The sequence below is a fragment of the Paraniabella ginsengisoli genome (assembly GCF_022513635.1).
GTDB classification, from domain to species: Bacteria; Bacteroidota; Bacteroidia; order Chitinophagales; family Chitinophagaceae; genus Niabella; species Niabella ginsengisoli.
In genome coordinates, this window is record NZ_JAKWBL010000001.1 from 665,728 (window position 1) to 686,674 (window position 20,947).

Annotated in this window: 23 protein-coding genes and 2 pseudogenes; 11 read left to right on the plus strand and 14 right to left on the minus strand. The window is 38.7% G+C overall.

Going from position 1 to position 20,947, the window contains the following annotated elements; translation table 11 throughout:
• Positions 1-281: 281 nt before the first annotated feature.
• The gene (locus MKP09_RS03705) at positions 282-1,334 is read left to right on the plus strand and encodes an IS110 family RNA-guided transposase (RefSeq protein WP_240826491.1); all 1,053 of its coding nucleotides are present in this window, start codon (positions 282-284) and stop codon (positions 1,332-1,334) included.
• A gap of 45 nt (positions 1,335-1,379) precedes the next feature.
• On the opposite strand, the gene MKP09_RS03710 is transcribed toward MKP09_RS03705, so the two are convergent.
• On the minus strand, positions 1,380-2,243 hold the full coding sequence (locus tag MKP09_RS03710; protein ID WP_240826492.1) for an FKBP-type peptidyl-prolyl cis-trans isomerase: 864 nt from the start codon (positions 2,241-2,243) through the stop codon (positions 1,380-1,382).
• Between the two features lie 130 nt (positions 2,244-2,373).
• Here MKP09_RS03710 and MKP09_RS03715 point away from each other — a divergent pair, with 130 nt between their 5' ends.
• Positions 2,374-2,823: an acyl-CoA thioesterase gene (locus MKP09_RS03715; protein WP_240826493.1), complete on the plus strand. Its 450-nt coding sequence runs from the start codon at positions 2,374-2,376 to the stop codon at positions 2,821-2,823.
• Positions 2,824-2,826: 3 nt separating this feature from the next.
• The gene (locus MKP09_RS03720) at positions 2,827-3,438 is read left to right on the plus strand and encodes an endonuclease/exonuclease/phosphatase family protein (RefSeq protein WP_240826494.1); all 612 of its coding nucleotides are present in this window, start codon (positions 2,827-2,829) and stop codon (positions 3,436-3,438) included.
• A 265-nt stretch (positions 3,439-3,703) separates the two neighbouring features.
• Here the strand turns inward: MKP09_RS03720 and MKP09_RS03725 are convergent, their stop codons facing one another.
• The 9 genes and pseudogenes from MKP09_RS03725 to MKP09_RS03755 form a co-directional block, all read right to left on the minus strand.
• Positions 3,704-3,916, minus strand: a complete 213-nt coding sequence (locus MKP09_RS03725; RefSeq protein ID WP_240826495.1) for a hypothetical protein — start codon at positions 3,914-3,916, stop codon at positions 3,704-3,706.
• A gap of 59 nt (positions 3,917-3,975) precedes the next feature.
• Entirely contained in the window at positions 3,976-4,380 is a 405-nt protein-coding gene (locus tag MKP09_RS03730) for a hypothetical protein (protein WP_240826496.1), read from the minus strand.
• Positions 4,337-5,230, minus strand: coding sequence for a magnesium chelatase ATPase subunit I (locus MKP09_RS03735; protein WP_240826497.1), 894 nt, complete (start codon positions 5,228-5,230; stop codon positions 4,337-4,339). Before MKP09_RS03735 ends, MKP09_RS03730 begins: the two co-directional genes overlap by 44 nt.
• Before the next feature lie 120 nt (positions 5,231-5,350).
• A complete protein-coding gene (locus MKP09_RS03740) occupies positions 5,351-5,911 on the minus strand; it encodes a vWA domain-containing protein (protein ID WP_240829193.1) in 561 nt (186 codons plus the stop codon).
• 90 nt (positions 5,912-6,001) lie between these two features.
• Positions 6,002-6,082: pseudogene (locus tag MKP09_RS28815) on the minus strand (hypothetical protein); the annotation flags it as partial.
• 52 nt (positions 6,083-6,134) lie between these two features.
• Complete coding sequence (locus MKP09_RS03745) at positions 6,135-6,446, minus strand: hypothetical protein (protein WP_240826498.1); 312 nt, start codon at positions 6,444-6,446, stop codon at positions 6,135-6,137.
• 75 nt (positions 6,447-6,521) lie between these two features.
• Positions 6,522-6,902 (minus strand): hypothetical protein, encoded by a 381-nt coding sequence (locus MKP09_RS03750; protein ID WP_240826499.1) that lies wholly within the window; start codon positions 6,900-6,902, stop codon positions 6,522-6,524.
• 44 nt (positions 6,903-6,946) lie between these two features.
• Positions 6,947-7,174: an HRDC domain-containing protein gene (locus MKP09_RS27845; protein ID WP_394801025.1), complete on the minus strand. Its 228-nt coding sequence runs from the start codon at positions 7,172-7,174 to the stop codon at positions 6,947-6,949.
• Positions 7,153-7,575: an RQC domain-containing protein gene (locus tag MKP09_RS03755; RefSeq protein WP_240826500.1), complete on the minus strand. Its 423-nt coding sequence runs from the start codon at positions 7,573-7,575 to the stop codon at positions 7,153-7,155. Before MKP09_RS03755 ends, MKP09_RS27845 begins: the two co-directional genes overlap by 22 nt.
• Before the next feature lie 236 nt (positions 7,576-7,811).
• On the opposite strand from MKP09_RS03755, the gene MKP09_RS03760 reads away from it, so the two are divergent.
• On the plus strand, positions 7,812-8,159 hold the full coding sequence (locus MKP09_RS03760; RefSeq protein ID WP_240826501.1) for a single-stranded DNA-binding protein: 348 nt from the start codon (positions 7,812-7,814) through the stop codon (positions 8,157-8,159).
• A 271-nt stretch (positions 8,160-8,430) separates the two neighbouring features.
• Here the strand turns inward: MKP09_RS03760 and MKP09_RS03765 are convergent, their stop codons facing one another.
• The 4 genes and pseudogenes from MKP09_RS03765 to MKP09_RS03785 all read right to left on the minus strand — a co-directional run bounded on the left by MKP09_RS03765 (position 8,431) and on the right by MKP09_RS03785 (position 12,779).
• A complete protein-coding gene (locus MKP09_RS03765) occupies positions 8,431-10,845 on the minus strand; it encodes a tetratricopeptide repeat protein (RefSeq protein WP_240826502.1) in 2,415 nt (804 codons plus the stop codon).
• Positions 10,842-11,968 (minus strand): annotated as a pseudogene (locus tag MKP09_RS27850) (glycosyltransferase family 117 protein). Before MKP09_RS27850 ends, MKP09_RS03765 begins: the two are co-directional and overlap by 4 nt.
• 101 nt (positions 11,969-12,069) lie before the next feature.
• Positions 12,070-12,498 carry a DUF4294 domain-containing protein gene (locus MKP09_RS03780; protein WP_240826504.1) on the minus strand — a complete coding sequence of 143 codons (429 nt, stop codon included), beginning with the start codon at positions 12,496-12,498 and terminating at the stop codon, positions 12,070-12,072.
• Positions 12,499-12,515: 17 nt separating this feature from the next.
• Complete coding sequence (locus MKP09_RS03785; RefSeq protein ID WP_240826505.1) at positions 12,516-12,779, minus strand: hypothetical protein; 264 nt, start codon at positions 12,777-12,779, stop codon at positions 12,516-12,518.
• A gap of 225 nt (positions 12,780-13,004) precedes the next feature.
• On the opposite strand from MKP09_RS03785, the gene MKP09_RS03790 reads away from it, so the two are divergent.
• The 7 genes from MKP09_RS03790 (at position 13,005) to MKP09_RS25360 (ending at position 20,947) form a co-directional block, all read left to right on the plus strand.
• On the plus strand, positions 13,005-16,085 hold the full coding sequence (locus MKP09_RS03790; protein ID WP_240826506.1) for a SusC/RagA family TonB-linked outer membrane protein: 3,081 nt from the start codon (positions 13,005-13,007) through the stop codon (positions 16,083-16,085).
• Positions 16,086-16,110: 25 nt separating this feature from the next.
• Positions 16,111-17,142: a RagB/SusD family nutrient uptake outer membrane protein gene (locus tag MKP09_RS03795; RefSeq protein ID WP_240826507.1), complete on the plus strand. Its 1,032-nt coding sequence runs from the start codon at positions 16,111-16,113 to the stop codon at positions 17,140-17,142.
• Complete coding sequence (locus MKP09_RS03800) at positions 17,139-17,651, plus strand: RagB/SusD family nutrient uptake outer membrane protein (protein ID WP_240826508.1); 513 nt, start codon at positions 17,139-17,141, stop codon at positions 17,649-17,651. The genes MKP09_RS03795 and MKP09_RS03800 overlap by 4 nt, the downstream gene beginning before the upstream one ends.
• 157 nt (positions 17,652-17,808) lie before the next feature.
• Positions 17,809-19,422 (plus strand): arylsulfotransferase family protein, encoded by a 1,614-nt coding sequence (locus tag MKP09_RS03805; protein ID WP_240826509.1) that lies wholly within the window; start codon positions 17,809-17,811, stop codon positions 19,420-19,422.
• A gap of 93 nt (positions 19,423-19,515) precedes the next feature.
• Positions 19,516-20,088 carry a sulfotransferase gene (locus MKP09_RS25350; protein ID WP_262915101.1) on the plus strand — a complete coding sequence of 191 codons (573 nt, stop codon included), beginning with the start codon at positions 19,516-19,518 and terminating at the stop codon, positions 20,086-20,088.
• On the plus strand, positions 20,019-20,522 hold the full coding sequence (locus MKP09_RS25355; protein ID WP_262915102.1) for a sulfotransferase: 504 nt from the start codon (positions 20,019-20,021) through the stop codon (positions 20,520-20,522). Before MKP09_RS25350 ends, MKP09_RS25355 begins: the two co-directional genes overlap by 70 nt.
• A complete protein-coding gene (locus tag MKP09_RS25360) occupies positions 20,519-20,947 on the plus strand; it encodes a 3'(2'),5'-bisphosphate nucleotidase CysQ family protein (RefSeq protein WP_262915103.1) in 429 nt (142 codons plus the stop codon). The genes MKP09_RS25355 and MKP09_RS25360 overlap by 4 nt, the downstream gene beginning before the upstream one ends.

The following is a 20,947-nucleotide window of genomic DNA, read 5'->3' on the forward strand; positions in this document are numbered from 1 at the left end:
TATGTATCTCCTATGTTTGTTTTTATAAAAATAGTTCTTTGAGATTTTGATTAAAGATACCAATAGATTTGAGTTTATAAAGTGAAAAAGGATGAGAGCGAATATGTACCTAAGCAACGTTAAGTATGCTCTCACATAGATATAGCCTCATCCTTTTTTATCTCTTCGAGTTTGAACAGAATGTAAGGAACAGGGCAAAGCTTTGTATCCAGAATATCCAAGCAGGAGACAAAACGAAGGGGGATTTTTCACTTTACTTTTTTATTTTCAAAAGTATTGGTATGAAACAAATTGTAAAACAGGTTTGCGGTATTGATGTAGCGCAGAAAGAATTGGTAGTGGCATTTGGCCGTGTGTACGATGATTTTAGCTCGCAAGTGTATGCCCACAAAACATTTGTGAACAATGTAAAAGGATTCGATTCTTTATTAAGCTGGGTAAAAAAGTTGTCAGAGGAAGTTATTGAAGTTCTATTTTTTATGGAAGCAACGGGTGTTTATCATGAAAAGCTTGCGTATCATCTTTATCTGAATAATCAGCAAGTGAACATTGTGTTACCCAATAAAATCAGCAACTATGCCCGCTCATTAGAAGTCAAAACGGTTACGGACAAAACAGCCAGCGAAGCTATTACACAGTTCGGATTAGAGCGAAAATCAGAGCCCTGGAGTCCTCCCGATCCTGTATTTAAGCAAATGCGGCAGTTGGTAAGGGAACGAGATCAGATAGTGCAGGTACGCACTGTAGCCAAGAATCAGCTTCATGCAGAACAGGCAGAAGCGATACCACTTAAAAATACCGTAAGCAGGCTAAAAAAGCAGATCACGCTTTTCGATAAACAAATAACAGAAGTGGTTCAAGAAATCAATGTATTGATAAAGTCAAATGAAAAAATAAAAGTTGCGGTTGATTTATTATGTTCCATTCCCGGAGTGGGGTTATTAACCGCTTCAACTGTGCTGGCAGAAACGAATGGTTTTGATTTGATAAAGAATAAAAAACAACTGACTAGTTATGCGGGCTTAGATGTAAAGGAAAAGCAATCGGGTACTTCGGTAAAAGGAAAACCCAAAATATCAAAAAGAGGCAACAAGTATTTGCGAAAATCTTTGCACATGCCGGCGTTGGGCGCAATAAGCCATGATGAAAGATTTAAAGCCATATTTGCAAGATTAGTAGCCAGGCACGGCATTAAAATGAAAGCTGTAGTAGCTATACAAAGAAAGCTGCTAGAACTAATGTACACGCTCTATAAAAAGCAAGAAAAATATGATAAAAACTATTTTAACAACAATACTGGAGAACATGATACAGAAGATGGAAAAAAGGAGTAGGAAGCAAATAAATATTGCTCCCTACACAGGCTGGCGCATAGCCGCCTAAAACTCGAAATTAATTAAAAAATCTTTGGTTTTTAACACAGAATCTATGTGGTTAAAAATTAATTCTTTCAAGAAAGAAACTAGTTGTTGCATAAAAAAGGATTGCATATTAGCAATCCTTTTCCAAATAAGATAATTAAGTTTATTGTCCTTTTTCAATTCCAATAATTCGATATCAAAAATTAACGTGCTTCCTGGAGGAATACTTCCCGCGCCTCGTAAGCCATATCCTAATTCCTGCGGAATATAAAACCTATATTTTGATCCGGTGCTCATTAACTGCAATCCTTCTGTCCATCCTGGAATTACGCCGCCATCCACTGCTATAGTAAGCGGTTCACCACGATCGTAAGAGTTGTCAAACTGTGTACTGTCTGTAAACATGCCAATATAATTACATACTACAGTATCGGCTGCTGTTGGTTTTACGCCTGTTCCGTCCTTTACAACTTCGTATTGTAAACCGCTCGCTGTTGTTTTAACTTTTGGGTTTGCTTTATTTTTTTCAAGAAATGCACGGCCTTCTTCTACTACTGCTTTAGACTGGTTCTCTTGTTCAATGCGTGAAAAATTAGTAAGAATAGATCGAGATGTTTCTTCAGTGAACTTTGTTTCCTTTCCATCAAAAACGGTTTTGATGGCGTCAATAAAAGCTTCTTTATTCAGGCTCGCCAGATCTTTTGAAATAGACTGCGCTAAATTTTGACCGATGGCATAGCTGGCCGAATCAGCAAGTGTTTTTAAAACTACCGCATTGCTTTGTGCAGCAGCAGGTGTGGTTGTTTTGGGCTTTGCTTTTGTTTGAGCAACAGCACTTATAGTTATAATAGATGATAAAAAGATGATACTGATTTTCTTCATTATTTTATTTTTTGACTTTTGTTCGTACGCATTCGGGCAAAGGCTCCGGTGCGCTTCGAGACGTGCAAAAATAGTTGTATCATTGTTATAGAACTGATAAACCAATCATATATTTCTTTTAAACGATTCAATGATGGCGGCATATATAAAAGAAGTTCAAATCAGATGGTCCGATCTGGATGCCAATGCGCATCTTCGGCACAGTGTTTATTACGACTGGGGAGCTTTTTGTCGTATTGAATTTTTATTAGAACACGGATTGTCTACTACCCAAATGCACGAATTACAAATTGGACCTGTGTTGTTTAGAGAAGAATGTATTTTTAGAAAGGAGATCCGCCAGGAGGATAAAGTTACTATCAATGTTGAGCTTACAAAGGCACGGAAAGATTTCAGCAGATTCTCTATGCGGCACAGCATTGTTAAAAATGGCGATACTATTGCGGCCGTGCTTAATTTGGACGGAGCCTGGATGGATACGGTAAAACGAAAGCTATCAGCCCCTCCCGAATTAGTGATTACTACTTATGATAGTATGCCAAAATCTGAAGACTTTGAATGGTTAATTATTAATACATAACGCATGTATAAATATTTACTGATCTTTTTGCTTTGTATTTGTACGCACAATCTGTTTGCGCAACGCATTACAGTTATGAGTTATAATATTCACCATGGTGCAGATAAAGATGAAAAAGATCGAATTGAAGAAATGGCGTCATTTATAAAAAAGTCGGGTGCTGATATAATAGGTTTGCAGGAAGTGGATAGTGTTTGCACGCGCAGCAGAGGCGTTGATCAAATGAAAGTATTATCGAAGTTGACAGGGATGCATTATGCTTTCGTCAGGCATTTTGAATATCAGGGCGGTGCTTATGGTATGGGTGTTCTTTCGCGTTATCCAATTACGAATATTGAGAACATAAGAATGACTTTGCTGAAAAGTAAAAACCCGTCAACGGCTATGATAGCCGCCACTATTGAGATACCGAAGAATAGAAAAATAAAATTCGCTTCAGCTCATTTTGCATTAGATGATTCTTCAAGATTAGTACAAGCCCGGCAGGTTGCGGATTATTTGAACAAAACCAACACACCGTTAATTTTTACAGGCGATTTAAATGCAACACCCGATGCCAAAGAAATTAAGTATTTAAAAAATATTTTACAGATACTGATTCTCAAGATGTTTTAACATACCCCGCACCTACGGCTATTAAGAAAATAGATTACATCTTTATTAATAAGTCTGATCTATTTAAAGTGCAGCAGTACCTTGTGCCAGTTAATAGTTTATCTGACCACTTGCCTGTTGTGGCAACTTTTATGCTGAAATAATATATCGTTCAAATAAAAGAATACATTAGGCGCATTTATCCGAATATGTAGGCCGAGTATTGTACCAAAGCTGAATTGTGCGACGCAATATTGATGCTGCTTATTCTCAGCTGATATAATTATTACGCATCCTCATCTTCAAAACCAAGATCATCGTCATGCTCGGTGCTGATATTCATCATGCTTCCAAAAAGATCTTTGAATTCAATTTTGTTCTCAAACATTTTTTTGCTAATGGTAGAGTAGGAGGCAAGGCCATGCAATACAAACTCCATGAGCAATCCCGTTTGCATTTCGTTAGCGCCCGAAAAATATTGCTTTACCAAAGCATGCAAGCCATCAACGGTATAGAGTAATTGAAGTTTTTGTTCATCCTTTGTGTTGAAAGAAATATTTAATTGATTGCCTTTGTCGAACCAATTAATAATGGAGCGGTAAGGGTTTTCGTCAGCCTTCTGTTGTGCTGAAGGTTTGCCTGTATTTCTTCTTTTTTAAGCTGATCCGGATCAGGAAAATATTGTACAAACTGGCTGCGGATGGCTTTGTCTACCAAATTCATCGCAACCTGATAAGGGCCTTCCTGTTCGCCTTCATATACCAATTCTACTTTACCAGTAATGGAGGGAATGATGCCTGCAAGGTCTGAAAGCCAAACCTGCGTTGACTTTTCGCCGTTTATCAGTGCGCGTCTTTCGGCTGCACTTACTGCATTTTCTCTTGCCGAAATAGTCAGCCTGGCGCTTACACCACTTTTCTTATCTACAAACTCGCTGCTGCGCTTCAAAAGCAACCTGCTCAATCAAACGTTTTACCAGATCACTGATCATTATTTTTTCAACTACATCATCGTGTACCGCAGCTTCCTGTTCCGTTATCTCAAGCGCATGTTCGAGCGATTTTGGATAATGCGTCAGTATCTGACTTTGTATGCGATCTTTTAAAGGTGTAACAATAGAGCCGCGATTGGTATAATCTTCAGGATTTGCCGTAAATACAAAGAGAATATCCAGCGGTAATCTTAATTTAAAGCCGCGAATTTGTATATCTCCTTCTTCTAAAATATTAAATAAAGAAACCTGGATGCGTGCCTGCAAATCGGGCAGTTCGTTTATCACAAAAATGCTGCGGTTGCTGCGCGGAATAATGCCGTAATGCAACACTCGTTCATCTGCAAAACTCAATTTCAAATTAGCTGCTTTGATGGGATCAATATCACCAATCAAATCAGCTACGCTAACATCCGGTGTAGCCAACTTTTCGCCATAACGCTGGCTGCGGTGCAGCCATTCAATCGGTGTGTTATCACCTTTCTCAGCCAATAAATCAACGGCATATTTTGATATTGGAGTTAATGGATCGTCATTGATCTCACTTCCTGCAATTACAGGAATGTATTCATCCAGCAAATCCGTCATCTGCCTGGCCATGCGGGTTTTAGCTTGTCCGCGCAAACCCAGTAACAAAATATTATGTTTGCTTAATAAGGCTCTTTCTGTTTCCGGAATTACAGAATCTTCGTAACCTACGATACCTGAAAAAGTGCTTTCCCCTTCTTTTAATTTTTGTATAAGATTTTGCCTTATTTCTTCTTTTATTGATCTGGATTTATATCCGGATTTTATTAATTCGCCTAAAGTCGTTGCCTGCATTTATTTCAATTATTTAAGTTTTGTTTATTTGTCGATTATTTCACACAAAGAAACAAAGGTTACAACGTGACAAAGAAAAGCTTTGTGTTCTTGTTTTTCGTCGTGGTCCTTGCGTGAAACTCAAAACACATTCTTCGATTTCCCACTTTCAAAGTCTTTAAAGATAAAACTTCCCAGATTATCTAAAGATGCAAAGTAAGCTTTACCATGATTCATTTCTGTAAATTCCTGTACAAACCTTTGCAGGTAAGGATCAGTAGCTATCATAAAAGTGGTAATTGGAATTTTATTTTTCTTGCACTGAGCAGCAAGATTCATGCAACGGTTAACCACTTTTCTATCCAGACCGAAAGCATTTTTATAATAACGCTTTCCGATTTTTAAACAGGTTGGTTTGCCATCAGTAATCATGAAGATTTGCTTGTTTGGATTTTTTCTTCTTCTTAAAATATCCATTGCCAACTCCAAACCGGCAACAGTATTGGTGTGATATGGGCCAACCTGCAAATAGGGAAGGTCTTTGATTTCAACAGGCCATGCATCATTGCCAAATACCACAATATCCAATGTATCTTTAGGATAACGGGTAGTAATAAGCTCGCTCAATGCCATGGCTACTTTTTTAGCTGGCGTAATACGATCTTCTCCATATAAAATCATCGAATGTGAAATGTCGATCATCAAAACTGTTGAAGTTTGCGTTTTGAAATCTGTTTCGCGAATGCTTAAATCATCTTCACGAAGCGAGAAACTGTCTACGCCATGATTGATCTGCGCGTTGCGGATCGACTCAGTGAAGTCAATCTGTTCCAGCGTATCGCCAAATTGAAACGGTCTTGTTTCCGGATTGATTTCATCACCCTGACCAGGTTTGAAAGTTTTATGATCGCCCTGTCTGCTTTTTTCAGTTTGCCAAAAATTTCTTCCAGGCTTTTTTACGGATGCCTTGTTCGGTTTTTGGAGTGATCTTTATTTCTCCTTTTTGATTATCGTCGGTTATATAACCTTTTTGTTTCAGGTCTTCAATAAAATCACCTATTCCATACTCACCATCTGTAAGCTGGTATTCTTTATCTAACTGATTCAGCCATTCCAAAGCTTCGCCCACATCGCCACTGGTGTAAGTAAGCAATTGCATAAAAACATCCAGCAGTTTTTCAAAAGGTGCTTTGCCCTCTTGGCTGCTGTCAAATTTGGAGAAATGAAATCCGCGCATACATAAATATAACGCTAAACTGGTTTAGATGTTCAAGGTTGAGCTGTGCAAACTTTAAACCATAAACGTTGAACTTTAAACGTCCTTATCTGCCACGATCAGTATGTAGTTGTTTTCTAAATGTAAATAGCCATGGTCATAACAGTAATGATAAATATTTCCTTTTTGAGTAATGTACTGATGTGTGAAATATTTGAAGTTAAACCCTATGGCAAGCAGCTTATCTTGTGTGGTTTTAATAGTCTTTTCTCCTTCAGGAAGCAACGTTGCCAGCAAATGCCTGTTCTTTTTAAGCGCATTATTAATATTTCTTATCAACAGACTATCAACTCCTTTTAATTGATTGTTATAATTATTGCGACAGTAATCATCACAGAATTTTTTATCACTTCTGCCTTTTACCGGCTTGCCGCAGGAAAGACAATTTCGGCTTTGGGTTTGATTTGGTTGAAGCATTGGAAAGCAATTAGGTGTAATTAGTTGTTAGCCTGATCTTGCAATTATTGTTGTAAGTGTGTTTGAATGGATTGTATAAAAGCGCTTCCATACTTGTCTGTAAACTTTTCTCCAATACCTTTTACTGCAAGTAATGATTGCTTATCTGTAGGTTTTTTAAAACATATATCTCTTAAAACCTGATCGCCACAAATTATAAATGCAGGTAAATCATTCTCTTCTGCGCATGTTCGTCTTACAGCTTTGAGCGTTAAAAAAGAGCGTTTTCTGATTCATTAAACTCCTGAATTTCATTATCGGTTAGTGCGTCTAAAAAGGATATGAGGAGCATTTCTTTTCCGTTTAGGCAATTGCTTCCTTTCTCAGTTAATTTAAGTACAGGCATATTACCATAAACTGAAACATTTTCGATTTTGATAAGTTCTGCCAATATTAGTGCCTCAATAATCGTAATTAATTGAGTCTTTGAAAAGGAAGATAGCAAAGAGAATGTTACGAGATGTTGTAATTTGTTATTAATAGCAAATGTTGATTTTGTTCCTTTAAGGACCGAAATGGTTTTACGAATACCTAAAGGAAACGGTAGTTCGCTAATGCAATACAAAATGATTTTTGTCAGCGTTAATTCATAATCGGACAGGATGGTGCTTATTAGGTCTTTATTCTTATCCATATTTTAAAAGAGTAGGTTAGTTAGTGCTCTTAGTTTGGTGGTATAAATTTAATATTTTTATTCATTATACCTGCATTCTTATTCATTTGTAAGCGTTTGCAATCGCTTATTGTCGTAAGTAAACCTTTAAAATACGAGTATCAGTATTTGGCAGGTACATCTTTGTGTTGTCATTCGTTAGCGGATGATTGAAATAAAAAATTAACCGTTGCTATGGCAACACAAAACTTACAACTATGTACGCACTTAGAAACAAAGTTCAGCTAATTGGGAATTTAGGTATCACACCCGAAGTAAAAACATTGGATGGCGGAAAGAAGATGGTTCGCTTTACCATTGCTACCAGCGAGGTGTATAAAAACTCCAAAGGTGAACGGGTTAAAGACACTCAATGGCACAATGTGGTAGCCTGGGGACAAATTGCAGACATTGCCAGCAAGTACCTTGAGAAAGGTAAAGAAGTAGCTGTTGAAGGCAAACTGGTACATCGTGATTATACCGATAAATCGGGCGTGAAAAAATATTTCACCGAGGTACAGGCCACCGAATTATTGCTTTTGGGTAATAAGATGAGGGAAGATTGATGAAGAATGAAGTTTACAAGTCGACAGGTTGATTGGTTGATAAGGAAAGCCGTGTCACTTTTAAGTTCAATGTTCAACGTTTGAAGTTCAAAGTTTAATGTTTGCGGTATAAGCCAGTATTGAGCACACGTACATCGTAATTCTACATTGTAATATTGTATATCGAGACATCCTACATTTCCTGTTAATCCTACAAATCAAACAAATCATGGTTCAGACAAAAAAGAGGCGACCAAAACATCGGTCGCCTCTTTCAATATTTAATTCAATTTTATTTTGTCGAGTCTGCTACTGTAATTCCCACACTATCTGCTGCTTTTAACAAGGCTTCTGGTGTAATTTCCTGAGCCGGGTTTTTAGCTGCTTTTTTAAGTGGATCGTATTGTTGTTCAACCGCATTCAGCACTTCTCCCATAATCTCGTTAATGATAGATTCATTTTCCATACTTGCGTAATAATTTGGCTTCTCTGTTTTTAACGAACTATAATAGTTCTTTTGGCTGTTGATATCTTTTCTTACACCTTCGGCTACTTTTCTTGCTTTATCCAATTGCCCTGCTTTATAATATGCTTCTGCAAGCATAATGCCGGTTTGGTTATGCTGGCTGAAATAGCTGGTCATGCCATATGGTAGGTTTTCAGGATCAATTCCTGCTGCTTCTTTATTCAGTAATTTGATTGCTTCCTCTGTTTTACCAGCATCAGCAAGGTTACCTGCTGCTTCAGCAAAAATGGCTCTGATATTTAAAAGAGATTGTCTGTTGGTCTCATCAAAATAAACGCCTTTTTTATTAGCTCCGCCAAATTCAAACTTTTTAAGATTTTCAGACATTGCGTTTAAATTGTTGGCTTTTATTGATGATCCGCCCATTCTCATGGCTTTCATTGCCTGATCTGTAACCCAGTTTTGCTCCGGGTTTTTTGTTACAACAGGAACCAATCTGTAAGTCAGCCCATCTTTTCTGAGGTGCTGTCCAAATCCTAATTGACCGTAAGGGGCTGTAAAATAAATAGGTCTTTGCCATTTGTTGGTGGCAATAATATTCAACATCATCAACTGATCGCGCGTTACAGCGCTTGCAGGGATTTCAAATGCTAATTGACTTAAAACACTATCTGTAGGTGTAACAGTACCATTTTTAATAACCAATTGTTTATCTACTGGTACAAAAAATTTACTGAACGGCATTGTATTTGGACCTACGTCATTCCCATCTTCATCCGTTACTTTTTGTCCCAGATAATCTTTCATAATGTCGTATAATGGATAAAAAGCATTAGCATCTAAATTTTGCATTTGCTGTGTTTGCCCAATGCGGATATATTGACGGTTAGCACCTTCAATTTGCTCAGGTGTCCAAATCACATCCACGCCAGGCGCGTCATTAATCTTATATCTTAACTGATTAATATACCAGTCAATACCCAATAAACTGGTATTGATGATCCTTATGTCCTTCCGTATACCTTCTACTTCTTGTGCATACCAAAGCGGATAAGTGTCATTATCTCCGAAAGTGAAAAGAATAGCATTGGGAGCACAACTTTCTAAATAATCTTTGGCAAGGTCTGGAGCTACTGTTTTTTGGCTACGGTCGTGGTCATTCCATTCTTGTTGTGCCATCAGCACGGGAACCAACAAGCATAGTACGCTGGCCGTTATGCCGGCCATTTTAAAATTAGTGCCGTTGCTAGAAACTGCTTTTATTATGTACGTTACTGCAGCCACAACAACTACAAATAAAACCGCAGCAGCGAGGCTGGCCATTATCGCACCGCTTCCAGAGCCTGTAAGACTACTGATGATAGTAACCAGGAACGTGAAAGTTGCGCCATATATCAATACTTTTTTAAAAAGATCCTTATCTGTTTTTTCGAGCGCAAGCCTAACAAAGGCAAGCACGGAAAGCCCGATCCATATTGCAAATACATACATGGCACCTACAAACACATAGTCTCTTTCTCTTGGCATGGGACCCGGTGCATTCAAGTAAAGAACCAAGGCCTCGCCCATAAAGAAGAAGAGGATAAATGTTACAATAAAATCATTTTTATTTCGGAATAATTGGAATACCAATCCTAAAATGCCTAAAATGATGGGAAGCATAAAGAGCGTGTTATGCGCTTTGTTTTCTTTAAGGCTCTCCGGCATTTTGCTTTGATCGCCCAGGCGCGGTGTATCAATCAGCCCGATGCCTGAAATCCAGTTGCCGTCTCTTTTATTGCCTCTGCCTTGTAGGTCGTTCTGCCGCCCGGCATAGTTCCACATAAAGTAGCGCATAAACAGGAAGTCTGTCTGATAACTGAAAAACCAATTTATATTATCAGCATAGCTTGGCGCGCCATAAGAAACAACCTGTCCTGTGTTCGGGTCTCTGTTTTGTTCCAGGCTTAGCCAGTCTGCATAGAACTGAGCATGATTTTGGTCATTGCTTCGATCCCAAACACGAGGGAAAAGTTGCATGTCGCTGCTTTGATACAACGGTTCGCGATCTCTGCCTGTGGCAATGTAACGATCCTTTCCTTTCACATACTTCATCTCGCCAGTCTTCATATCAATCATTCCATCACCATCGTCATCTTTATATTCTGCTGCAAAATGCGGCCCGTATATTAAAGGGGCACTTCCATATTGCTCACGGCCCAGATAATATACAAGGTTGATTGGATTGTCAACATTGTTCATGTCAATACCGGGTTGGCATTACTGCGTATCATAGATGTGAAGTACATAAAGTAGCCCAACATCATAAAAGCAAAACACCACAAGGAAAGTTTCAACACCTTCAGGGCTGTAGGTTTTATGAAATATCCTAACGCACTGCCTATAATCAATAGCAGAATGATTTTAAATACAGCTGCTGTACCGGAAAAGGCGAATGGTAAAAACGCTAAGGCGAAGAACAGTGCTGTCCATACAATTATTTTTGTTTTAGACACATTAGTTTTAAACATAAGTGCCCAACCAATAAGTAACGCAATTAAAATAAAGTAAGCCGCAAAACCAGAGAAGAACGGCATACTGAAAGTGTTTACAAAGAATACATCAAACAACCCTGCGGCCTTCATGCTATATTGTATAACGGCTACCTGCACAATGCCGGTAATAATACATCCGATGATAAAAGCAAATATGGCACCTTTGGTTGTGGGTTTATATCTGCGATAATAGTAAATCATCACAATAGCCGGGATGGTCAGCAGGTTTAACAAATGCACGCCGATCGATAATCCCATCATAAAGAATAAAAAGATGATCCAGCGATCACTTCGCACTCTGGCCACTTCGTCAGAACCTGCATGTTCATCAGCATGTTCCCATTTTAAAATGATCCAGAATACAAAGGCTGTAAAAAAGAGGATAAGGCATAAACTTCACCTTCAACAGCACTATACCAGAAAGAGTCAGTAAAAGTATAAGCCAAAGCGCCAACAACACCGGCTCCCATAACGGTCATTAGCTGTGGATTGGTAAGGGTTTCCCCTACTTTTACAAACATTTTGCGGGCAAAATGCGTAATGGTCCAGAATAGAAAAAGAATGGTGGCTGCACTAGCCATTGCACTCATAAAGTTTACAGCGCTTGCGGCCGTTTGGGGGTTATCGCCAAAAAGGATTATAAAAAATCTTCCTAATAAAGTAAACAATGGTGCGCCGGGAGGATGTGGCATTCCTAACTTAAACGCACAGGCAACAAATTCTCCGCAATCCCACAAAGAGCCCCTTGCTTCTTTAGTTAATGTATAAGTTAGAGCGGCAATTGCAAAAACCAGCCAGCCGGTAATGTTGTTTACTTTTTTGAAATTCATATGAAAATGCTATTTTATAACGCTCGCAAAAATAGGGATAAAGCACCCACTAAGATATTATTTAGAACCTGATGTTTGAAATTTATGAAATTGTAATGATGTCATCTTTGGATAGCTGTTGGATTGCGATAGGGGTTGTTATACCAGGTTGCATCAATCTCCTGCACAAAATTCTCAATATCACGATCAAAACTCTCTTTTAAATTATAATCCTGCTTCAAACTTCCTCCATAAAAAAACGCTACAGTTTGGTATAGGCGGGCGTTTAAGCCGCCTTTATATTCTTTTAAAATATCATAGCAATTATTTCCTGTTTGCCGGTTAATAAGCTTCATCAGAACTTTTCCCTGATAAACAGAAAGATTGGTTAGCGGATCAGCAAATTGCTTTTTGAGTTCTTTTTCTTTAGATTTTATGATCGCTTTTCGATCTCTTTTCCTGTCTTTTGTTGCAATTTCTTTATTTATTTGATTGATAGTATGGCCTGCCAGTCTCGCATAAGGGTAACATACATACACGGCATTTCTCAATCGGTTATATTCTCGTTTTACTTGTTCCAGCTTAGCTGGGGTAATTTGGAAATCCACACATTTTCCTCCTCTGTGTAAGGCAGTACTTTAAAGGAATTATAGTCTGTACCGTACCAAATTGCGCCAATCTTTGTTTGGTCGTTCGGCCCCCAATCCTTTTTAATCTCTTCCATACTTGGCATAGGTGGAACGCGAATAGTGTCGGCATTTTGAGCATGACAATACACAGCTACATTCAGAAGCAGTAGCGAAAACAGTATGTATTTAAAATACTTAGTCAAGGGTACACAAAGTTAGGAAGCAAAGAATCATAGTTTGTTAATTTTTTTATATGTTTAAGCGCATATTAAATACAGATGTAAATATTTTATCATTTGTCTGTATCGACAAAATAAGCTATATATTATGCGCAAACGGTTGCATGAAAATCCATTATATAAAATCTTAACTTGTGCGCTTCTTGATGTTTATATAGAACATTGTTCATGTTTAAAATTAATCCGTAAATGACCAAATTCTTATCCCATTTTTTGGTGCTCTTTTGCACATTTTTAACAATTGAGTCCTATGCTCAGACCCGAGCCGTAAACGGAAAGGTGGCAGATGCTGCCACTGGATCTCCTCTTTCAGGGGCGACTATTTCAGTAAAAGAAAGTAATACTACATCAGTTGCTGATGCAAACGGTGATTTTACGGTGCAACTGCCTTCCGGAAACACAACCTTGATTGTGTCGTTTGTAGGTTATGATACAAAAACCGTTAACCTGGATGCTCAGCAGGATTCTGTTAATGTATTAATGTCGTCTTCCATAGGCAATCAACTTTCTGATGTAGTTGTGGTAGGGTATGGCACACAAAAAAGAAGTGATTTAACTGGAGCTATCACAACAGTTAAGGCGTCTGAACTTACACTTGGCGGAACCGTTTCCAATGTCGGTCAGGCCTTGAGGGGAAAAGCTGCCGGTGTTCAGGTAATGCAAAACTCTAACGCACCTGGTGGTAGTATATCTATTAAGGTACGTGGTCCTAATTCGATCAATAGTTCTAATGAACCATTATACGTTGTTGATGGAATGCCAACAACTAACGGTATCGATATCAATCCCAATGATATTGAATCTATGGACATCTTAAAAGATGCGTCAGCGGCCGCTATTTACGGGGCACGTGGTGCGAACGGCGTTGTGATCATTACCACTAAAAGAGGTAAAACCGGCAAACCGCAAATCTCTTACAACGGATATTATGGTGTACAGGGAATTACTGATCATTATGATATGTTGAGCGGTAAAGAGTATATGCAGTTGGCAAATGATTTATACAGGGAAAGAGAAGGAAAGCAAGACCAGGAATACGGGGTATATACCGAATCGCAGCTAAGATCTGATGTAAACACAGATTGGATAAAAGAAGCAACTCGTAAAGGAACGATAAGCAGCCATACGGTGCAATACCAGAGTGGTGGTGAATATACTAAGGTTTTAGGAAGTGTGGGATATTTTGGCCAGCAAGGTGTTTTGAAAAATACCAATTTTAATCGTTTTTCCGGTCGTATAAATGTTGATCAAAAAATAAATGATTTTATCAAGACAGGCGTATCAATGTATGCACAAAGAATCAAATCGAACGTGCAGGATTATGGCGGTAATATTTTGCAAAGCAATGTAATGCTGGGTATTCTTACATACGATCCAACAGTGCCTGTTTATAATAAAGATGGCAGTTTTGGCAGGCCACCTGGAGGCCGAGGTGATAATCCGATAGCTAACTTATTGCTTCGGGAAAATGATTTGACGCTGGATCGATTGAATGGGGTAGCTTATTTAGAAGTAAAGCCAATGAAAGACTTAACAGGACGTATTAATGTGGGTACGGAGATCGGCCATGCTTTTACGGGCTCTTATTTGCCGCGTAGTTCTTATCAGGGTTCTATAGATAATGGAGTGGCAAACACAACTGATGTGACATCCAATCGTCAATTGCTTGATGCGACATTAAATTACACAAAAGATTTTGGAGAAGAGCATAGTTTTGGCGCACTTGCTGGCTATGCTTATGAAATGACTACTACAGAAAACCGGACCATTGGGGTGAAGAATTTTTCTACCGATGTGTTTGGATTTTATAACGTTGGTGCAGCCTCAACCATTACTGGTGTAGGATCGGGCAAGGGAGAATACAAGCTAATATCAATGTTTGGAAGGTTGAACTATTCTTACCTGGATAAATACCTTGTTACGTTCACTATAAGGAGAGATGGCTCTTCTAAGTTCGGGGCTAATCACCGTTGGGGTTATTTTCCCTCAGGTGCTTTTGCCTGGAAAATGGATAAAGAAGAATTTATTCAGAACCTAAATACGTTTTCTTCTTTAAAATTCAGGGTGGGTTATGGACGAACAGGTAATGATCAGATACCAGGGAACTATCCGTTTTTGGATGGCGTAGAACCAACAAGAGTAACTTACGACGGAACAACTAACACCGGAGGAACGCATCCAAGTGCAACCTCTCCGGGAAATGATGATCTGAAATGGGAAACCACAACACAGTACAATGTGGGTTTAGATATGGGTTTTTTGAAGAACAGGATTTTGGTAACATTAGATGGTTATTATAAAAAAACAACCGATCTGTTGCTGGCAAGAAGCCTGGCGCTATACTCAGGCTTTACTACACAAAATGCCAATATAGGCTCGCTTGAAAACAGGGGTATTGAAGTAGATGTTACTTCACACAACATTACAGGTTCTAAGTTCACCTGGGATAGCCGTGTTAATTTTTCAATGAATAGGAATAAGGTGCTAGATGTAGGTAAAACTGATATTTTCCTAACATCATCTAAACCACAAGGATTTGTATCAGAAGAGCAATTTGCTGTAATCAGGGCAGGGGAGTCTTTGGGTTCTTTATTTGGGTATGTATATGACGGTGTGATACAAGAGGGAGAAACCTACACACCGCAACCTAGCTCTCTTGCGGGAGATCCTAAGTTTGTTGACGTTAACGGTGACGGTATTATCAATAGTGGCGATCGTACTATTATCGGTTCGGCAATGCCAAAGTTCATTTACGGTTTAACCAACACTTTCAACTATCGTAATTTCGATTTAAGTATATTTTTCCATGGCTCTGTAGGAAACGACCTTTTGAATATGTCAAGGATGAATCTGGAGTGGAACCGTACTACAGATGCTTTGAACAGATGGACGCCAACAAATACTAATACAGATATTCCGCGTAATGGTTTTTATTATATGAAGCATGGAGGATATATCAATTCTCATTTCATAGAGCGAGCGAGTTTCTTGCGTATGAAAAACGTTACGGTAGGTTATACCTTGCATTCACGCTCGAAAGTGATCAATTCAGCAAGATTGTATCTCGCGGTAGAAAATCTCTTCACATTAACTAAATATTCTGGTTGGGATCCTGAAGTGGATACGAAAGCTTACGAATCAAATCCTTCACAATCTAACGCTGCAGGTACTCCTAAAGGTGGACAAACAGCAAGTGGAGGCAGTGGTTTGGATTTTAATTCTTACCCAGCTATGCGTACTGCCACAATTGGGATCAATCTGAATTTTTAGTTAAAACAAAATAAATTATTTAGGAATGAAAAATATACGAATGAAATATTTGCTTTTAGCATTTTTGCCTGTCATGGCTTTTAGCTGCACCAAACTTGAGCCCAGAGTGTACAGCGACCTTACCAGTGAAAATGCTTATTTAACGGAAAGCGATATAGATGCAGCGTTAACAGGTGTTTACGCAGATATTGCACCTTATAAAGGAGACGGATGGATGTATTACAATGGATATTTGGTAATGACAACAGATTATACAACTGATATGGGATTTTCTACAGCGGCTGGCGATCCGAGTAAGTTGAGCGATCTTACTTACGATGATAATAACCGATACTTCCGGTATAACTGGCAATATATGTATCAGGTGATCAGCAATGCTAATATCCTGCTTTCAAAAATAGATGCCGTGCCAATGGATGATGCAAAAAAGCAAAGTGTAATTGCTCAGGCGCGTTTTTTACGGGCTTTATCTTACAGAGATCTTACAGATGCCTGGGGGCCGGTTCCTTTGATTACAGAAGTTATACCTCCGGCTGAAGCACCTGCATTGCCATTAACACCTGTTGCAGATGTTGATAAGGTTATTATTGAAGACTGCAAATTTGGTATTGATAATTTACCTGAAAGTTGGGCAGCATCAGATGGACTTTCAAGAGCAACAAAAGGAGCGTCAGCAGCGCTTTTAGCCAACGTATATTTAAGAGCGCACGATTATCAAAACGCTAAAATTTATGTAGATATGATCTTAGCGCTAAGAGATAAAGGCGTGTATAAGCTTAATGCAGATTTCAAAAATGTATGGTCAGAAAGTAACAAATTCGACAAGGGATTTATTTTTTGCATACTGCATGAACCCGCACTAAATGGTGGCGAAATAACCAACCATTTTGGGCCGACAGATAATAAGGAAGTTCCCGGCAGATGGCAATATTACGGAGTGTCTCTCGATTTTTGGAGAAAGTATAGCGACTCAGATCCCAGGAAACAATTCTTCTATTATAACTATGAAGGCGATGCCGCGCGGGATGATAATACAGAAAACGGCTTTTTTATATGATACCGGCGCCTGGCCAAACCAGGCCGCCTGCCGACACAGTGAAGTTTTTGGAAAATGTTGCCACAAAGAAATATTCGTACGAAATGATTTCTAATTCTTATTACGATGGCCGCACTATATCTGTATTCAGGATTGAAGATATTATTCTGTACAAAGCTGAAATCGAAAATGAGTTAAGTGGCCCTGCTGCAGCGCTTCCTTACATAAATGAAATAAGAGGACGGGCTGGTGCTCCAATTTATGGAAGCACAGGATTTCCAGTGCCAGGTTCAAAAGAAGACATGGCGCAAAAAATATTGGATGAGCGCGGATTTGAACTAGTGTTTGAATATAAACGTCGCCCGGATTTAATTCGTTTTGGAAAATATGAATCTACAACAAATGCTTACTTGCAGCGCAGGGGTTTACCGGCACGTGCAAAACCTAATATGAGATATTTCCCTTATCCTTTGCTTGATGCGCAGTTAAATAGCGCTATGGCTGCAGAGAATAAGAATAGAATGCCTTAATTTAGATATACAACATTTGTAAACCGCCGAGCCTTACTCGGTGGTTTTTTCTTAATAGACCATACTATTTTAAGGCTATAAGTTTATATTGATAACCCGTCAACTGTCAAACTATCAACTGTCATCTCATAATTACCTTTGTTTTAAAATGCAACGCATGAAGAAGTTTTGGATACTTATTTTAGTTTTAGTATTATCGATAGCAGGCTTTGTTTTATATAGCTATAATGCCTACTCTATAGAAAGCATTAAATTAACCTCTTTAAATAATGCAGCTAATGCTGAAGTGGTTGAAGTGTTGTTAAATAAAGAAGCGCCTGTTGTCGTAGAATACTGGAAGGACGGCTCATCTGAAGTGTTGCGAACAGTTAGATCAGAAGCAAAGAAAGAACATAAGGTGAAGTTGTTGTTGTTGGAAGCTGGCAGTACTTATCATTTTCGCGTCGTGATTGATCGCCTGATAAAAGTAAAATCCAAGGACATGGATTTTCAAACGCGTAAACAGTCACCTTGGTTGGCACGCAATTGGGTAAAACAAGAAGATCAAAAAAATGCAATAGAGTTAGCCGGCGGCTTGGTGATGCTTTGCAATGCAAGACTCCCGGGATACATTACCATGATTGATGGAGAAGGTAAAATCAAATGGTATTGGCAAATAGATGATATTGGTGTAAGGGCCGCTACACTTACGCCACGCGGTACTATTTTAGCTATGTTAAGGCCGCCTGTTGCTGATGTTATTGATGATACACCCAAGGAAGAAGCGGATAGTCTAAACAAAATGAAGGAATCTATAAGGCGGGGCGCTATTGGCTTTGCTGGAGGTACCGCCATTGCCGAAATCGACTTGTCCGGAAAAATGCTTTGGCGTATTAATATGGATACAGTATTAGGTGGAAAATATAAAGTCATTCATCATGATGTACGCATGGACAAAGCAGGCAACATCATCACATTGGTAAGAAATCAGTTACCATTCGATATGTCTAAAATTGGTGGTTCGGGTATTGATACATTAGGCGGTGAAGGTATTCTGGTAATGAACAATAAAGGTGAAAAAATTTGGGAATGGAATATTTGGGATAAATGGGATGTGTTAAACGATCCATTTATTAAAGAGTTTGCTTATGACCGCTTTCATGCTAACTCGCTGAATCTTGATACAGACGGAAACTATCTGATGTCTGTTGCTATAGAAGATCAGGTGTGGAAAATTAATGCCACAACCGGGGATATTATGTGGAAGCTTGGAAAAAATGGAAGTTTTAAAATGGATAGCACACACTATTTTTCCTTTCAACATACAGTACAAATTAATCCACGTGGAGAACTGATGATCTTCGACAATTCTTTGTGGAAACACAGGTCTGGCGCGGTTTCGTTCAAGCTTGATACAATTAATTGGGTAGCCACGCCGTCCATACAGGCTATGTTGCCTAAAGAAAAATATACATCACGTATGGGCAGCGGCTATTTGTTGCCCAACGGAAATCTTTTACAATGTAGTTCTAAAACCGGAAGTGTTATGGTTACTGATCTTAAAGGGAAAATTCTTTGGGAATTGAATTCATATTTTGTGCCTTATCGGGCAGAATATATACCATCCGAAACATGGAACACTTTTTTCGTAAAAAATAAACTTGTTGAACATCGTATGCTAGTGTCGTGTCAACTAATTAGTGTTTGTCAGGCTGAGCTTGCCGAAGCCCGTTCAGCGACCCTTCGACAAGCTCAGGGTGACAACCGATGCGACATTTTCTCCTTGACATGACACTAGGTAGGTCGTGTGAAATAGAGCAAGCTAAAAAATGGATAAGGGCATTTATACTGCCAACTAGCATCGGCCAACTGTCAACTCAATAAAATGAAAAATATATCCGGCATTCAAATGATCGGTACGCAAAGATCCGGCTCTAATTTATTAAGAGTAATGCTCGATCAATCTATAGATGTGGCATCGCCGCATCCAGCGCATGTTTTAGTGACTTTTATTCCTTTACTAAAGTTTTACGGAAATCTGGACATAACTGAAAATTATCGCAGACTTGTCAACGATGTGGTGGATTATATCAACGTTAACCCCGTCCCTTGGAGCGGAGTAATATTAGATAAGGAAGATGTTTTCAACAGTTCGCAGGTGTATAATCTTATAGAATTGAACAGGATCATATATGAACGTGTGGCTACAGCGGCGGGTGCCCGTTATTGGTGTTGTAAAAGCATGGCGAACGTGCACTTTGCTGACGAACTTGAAGCGGGAAATAAAGACTTAAAATATATTTACTTGTATAGAGATGGCCGCGACGTGGCTGCTTCTTTTAAAAAAGCCATTGTAGGAGAAAAGCATATTTATCCGATCGCAAAACAATGGACCGAAGATCAGGAAGCCTGCCTTCGCCTTTCAAAAAAATTCCTGCTGAAAGATTCCACGCCTTAAGCTATGAACAGTTAATTAAGAATCCGGAAGAAACAATAAAACAACTTTGCATTTTTCTGGATATACCTTATTTACCAGCCATGTTAGATTTTCATAGTTCTAAAGAAGCTGTAACAACCGCCAGCGCTGGTGCCATGTGGATCAATTTGCAAAAGCCCGTAATAGCTGATAATACCGGCAAATTTAGAAAAGTATTTACTGACACTGATCTTGAGATTTTTGAATTGATTGCTGGCGATGTGATGCAGGAATTAAGCTATCCGTTATTTACAAATCGTCAAAATGTTGCGCTTATCAGCAGCGAATCCATTGAAAAATATCAGCTCGAAAATGAGCAATTAAAAAAGAATTTATCAAACAGGCAGATAATCACGATATCGAAAAAGACATCCGCAGTTAGCCATTATCAATCGTATCAAACAGCAATAATATGATAACATACATCAATTCATTATTAAACATTGTAAAAGAGGCAGGCGATGCTATCATGGAAATTTATAATGCTGACAACATTGATGTTTCGTATAAAGATGATCGTTCGCCTTTAACAGCGGCTGATCATGCGGCCCATAATATTATTGCAAAAGGCTTGCAGCAAATAGCGCCACATATTCCAATTATCTCGGAAGAAGGGGAAAATAGTACACGATTAGATCAAGCTGAAACATTTTGGTGTGTTGATCCGCTTGATGGTACAAAAGAATTTATTAAAAAGAATGGTGAGTTTACTGTTAATGTAGCATTAATAACAAATCAATTGCCTGTACTTGGTGTTGTTTATGCACCCGCGCTTGCCACTTGTTATTATGGTGCAAACGATTATGGAAGTTTTAAAAAACAGGTAACGAAGCGGCAGTAA

Bases quoted from the DNA above. Each gene is read 5' to 3' on its own strand.
- MKP09_RS03705 (WP_240826491.1), top strand. From the start codon at position 282: ATGAAACAAATTGTAAAACAGGTTTGCGGTATTGATGTAGCGCAGAAA.
- MKP09_RS03710 (WP_240826492.1), bottom strand. From the start codon at position 2,243: ATGAAGAAAATCAGTATCATCTTTTTATCATCTATTATAACTATAAGT.
- MKP09_RS03715 (WP_240826493.1), top strand. From the start codon at position 2,374: ATGATGGCGGCATATATAAAAGAAGTTCAAATCAGATGGTCCGATCTG.
- MKP09_RS03720 (WP_240826494.1), top strand. From the start codon at position 2,827: ATGTATAAATATTTACTGATCTTTTTGCTTTGTATTTGTACGCACAAT.
- MKP09_RS03735 (WP_240826497.1), bottom strand. From the start codon at position 5,230: ATGCAGGCAACGACTTTAGGCGAATTAATAAAATCCGGATATAAATCC.
- MKP09_RS03740 (WP_240829193.1), bottom strand. From the start codon at position 5,911: ATGATCGACATTTCACATTCGATGATTTTATATGGAGAAGATCGTATT.
- MKP09_RS03745 (WP_240826498.1), bottom strand. From the start codon at position 6,446: ATGCGCGGATTTCATTTCTCCAAATTTGACAGCAGCCAAGAGGGCAAA.
- MKP09_RS03750 (WP_240826499.1), bottom strand. From the start codon at position 6,902: ATGCTTCAACCAAATCAAACCCAAAGCCGAAATTGTCTTTCCTGCGGC.
- MKP09_RS03755 (WP_240826500.1), bottom strand. From the start codon at position 7,575: ATGGATAAGAATAAAGACCTAATAAGCACCATCCTGTCCGATTATGAA.
- MKP09_RS03760 (WP_240826501.1), top strand. From the start codon at position 7,812: ATGTACGCACTTAGAAACAAAGTTCAGCTAATTGGGAATTTAGGTATC.
- MKP09_RS03765 (WP_240826502.1), bottom strand. From the start codon at position 10,845: ATGAACAATGTTGACAATCCAATCAACCTTGTATATTATCTGGGCCGT.
- MKP09_RS03790 (WP_240826506.1), top strand. From the start codon at position 13,005: ATGACCAAATTCTTATCCCATTTTTTGGTGCTCTTTTGCACATTTTTA.
- MKP09_RS03795 (WP_240826507.1), top strand. From the start codon at position 16,111: ATGAAAAATATACGAATGAAATATTTGCTTTTAGCATTTTTGCCTGTC.
- MKP09_RS03800 (WP_240826508.1), top strand. From the start codon at position 17,139: ATGATACCGGCGCCTGGCCAAACCAGGCCGCCTGCCGACACAGTGAAG.
- MKP09_RS03805 (WP_240826509.1), top strand. From the start codon at position 17,809: ATGAAGAAGTTTTGGATACTTATTTTAGTTTTAGTATTATCGATAGCA.
- MKP09_RS25350 (WP_262915101.1), top strand. From the start codon at position 19,516: ATGAAAAATATATCCGGCATTCAAATGATCGGTACGCAAAGATCCGGC.
- MKP09_RS25355 (WP_262915102.1), top strand. From the start codon at position 20,019: ATGGACCGAAGATCAGGAAGCCTGCCTTCGCCTTTCAAAAAAATTCCT.
- MKP09_RS25360 (WP_262915103.1), top strand. From the start codon at position 20,519: ATGATAACATACATCAATTCATTATTAAACATTGTAAAAGAGGCAGGC.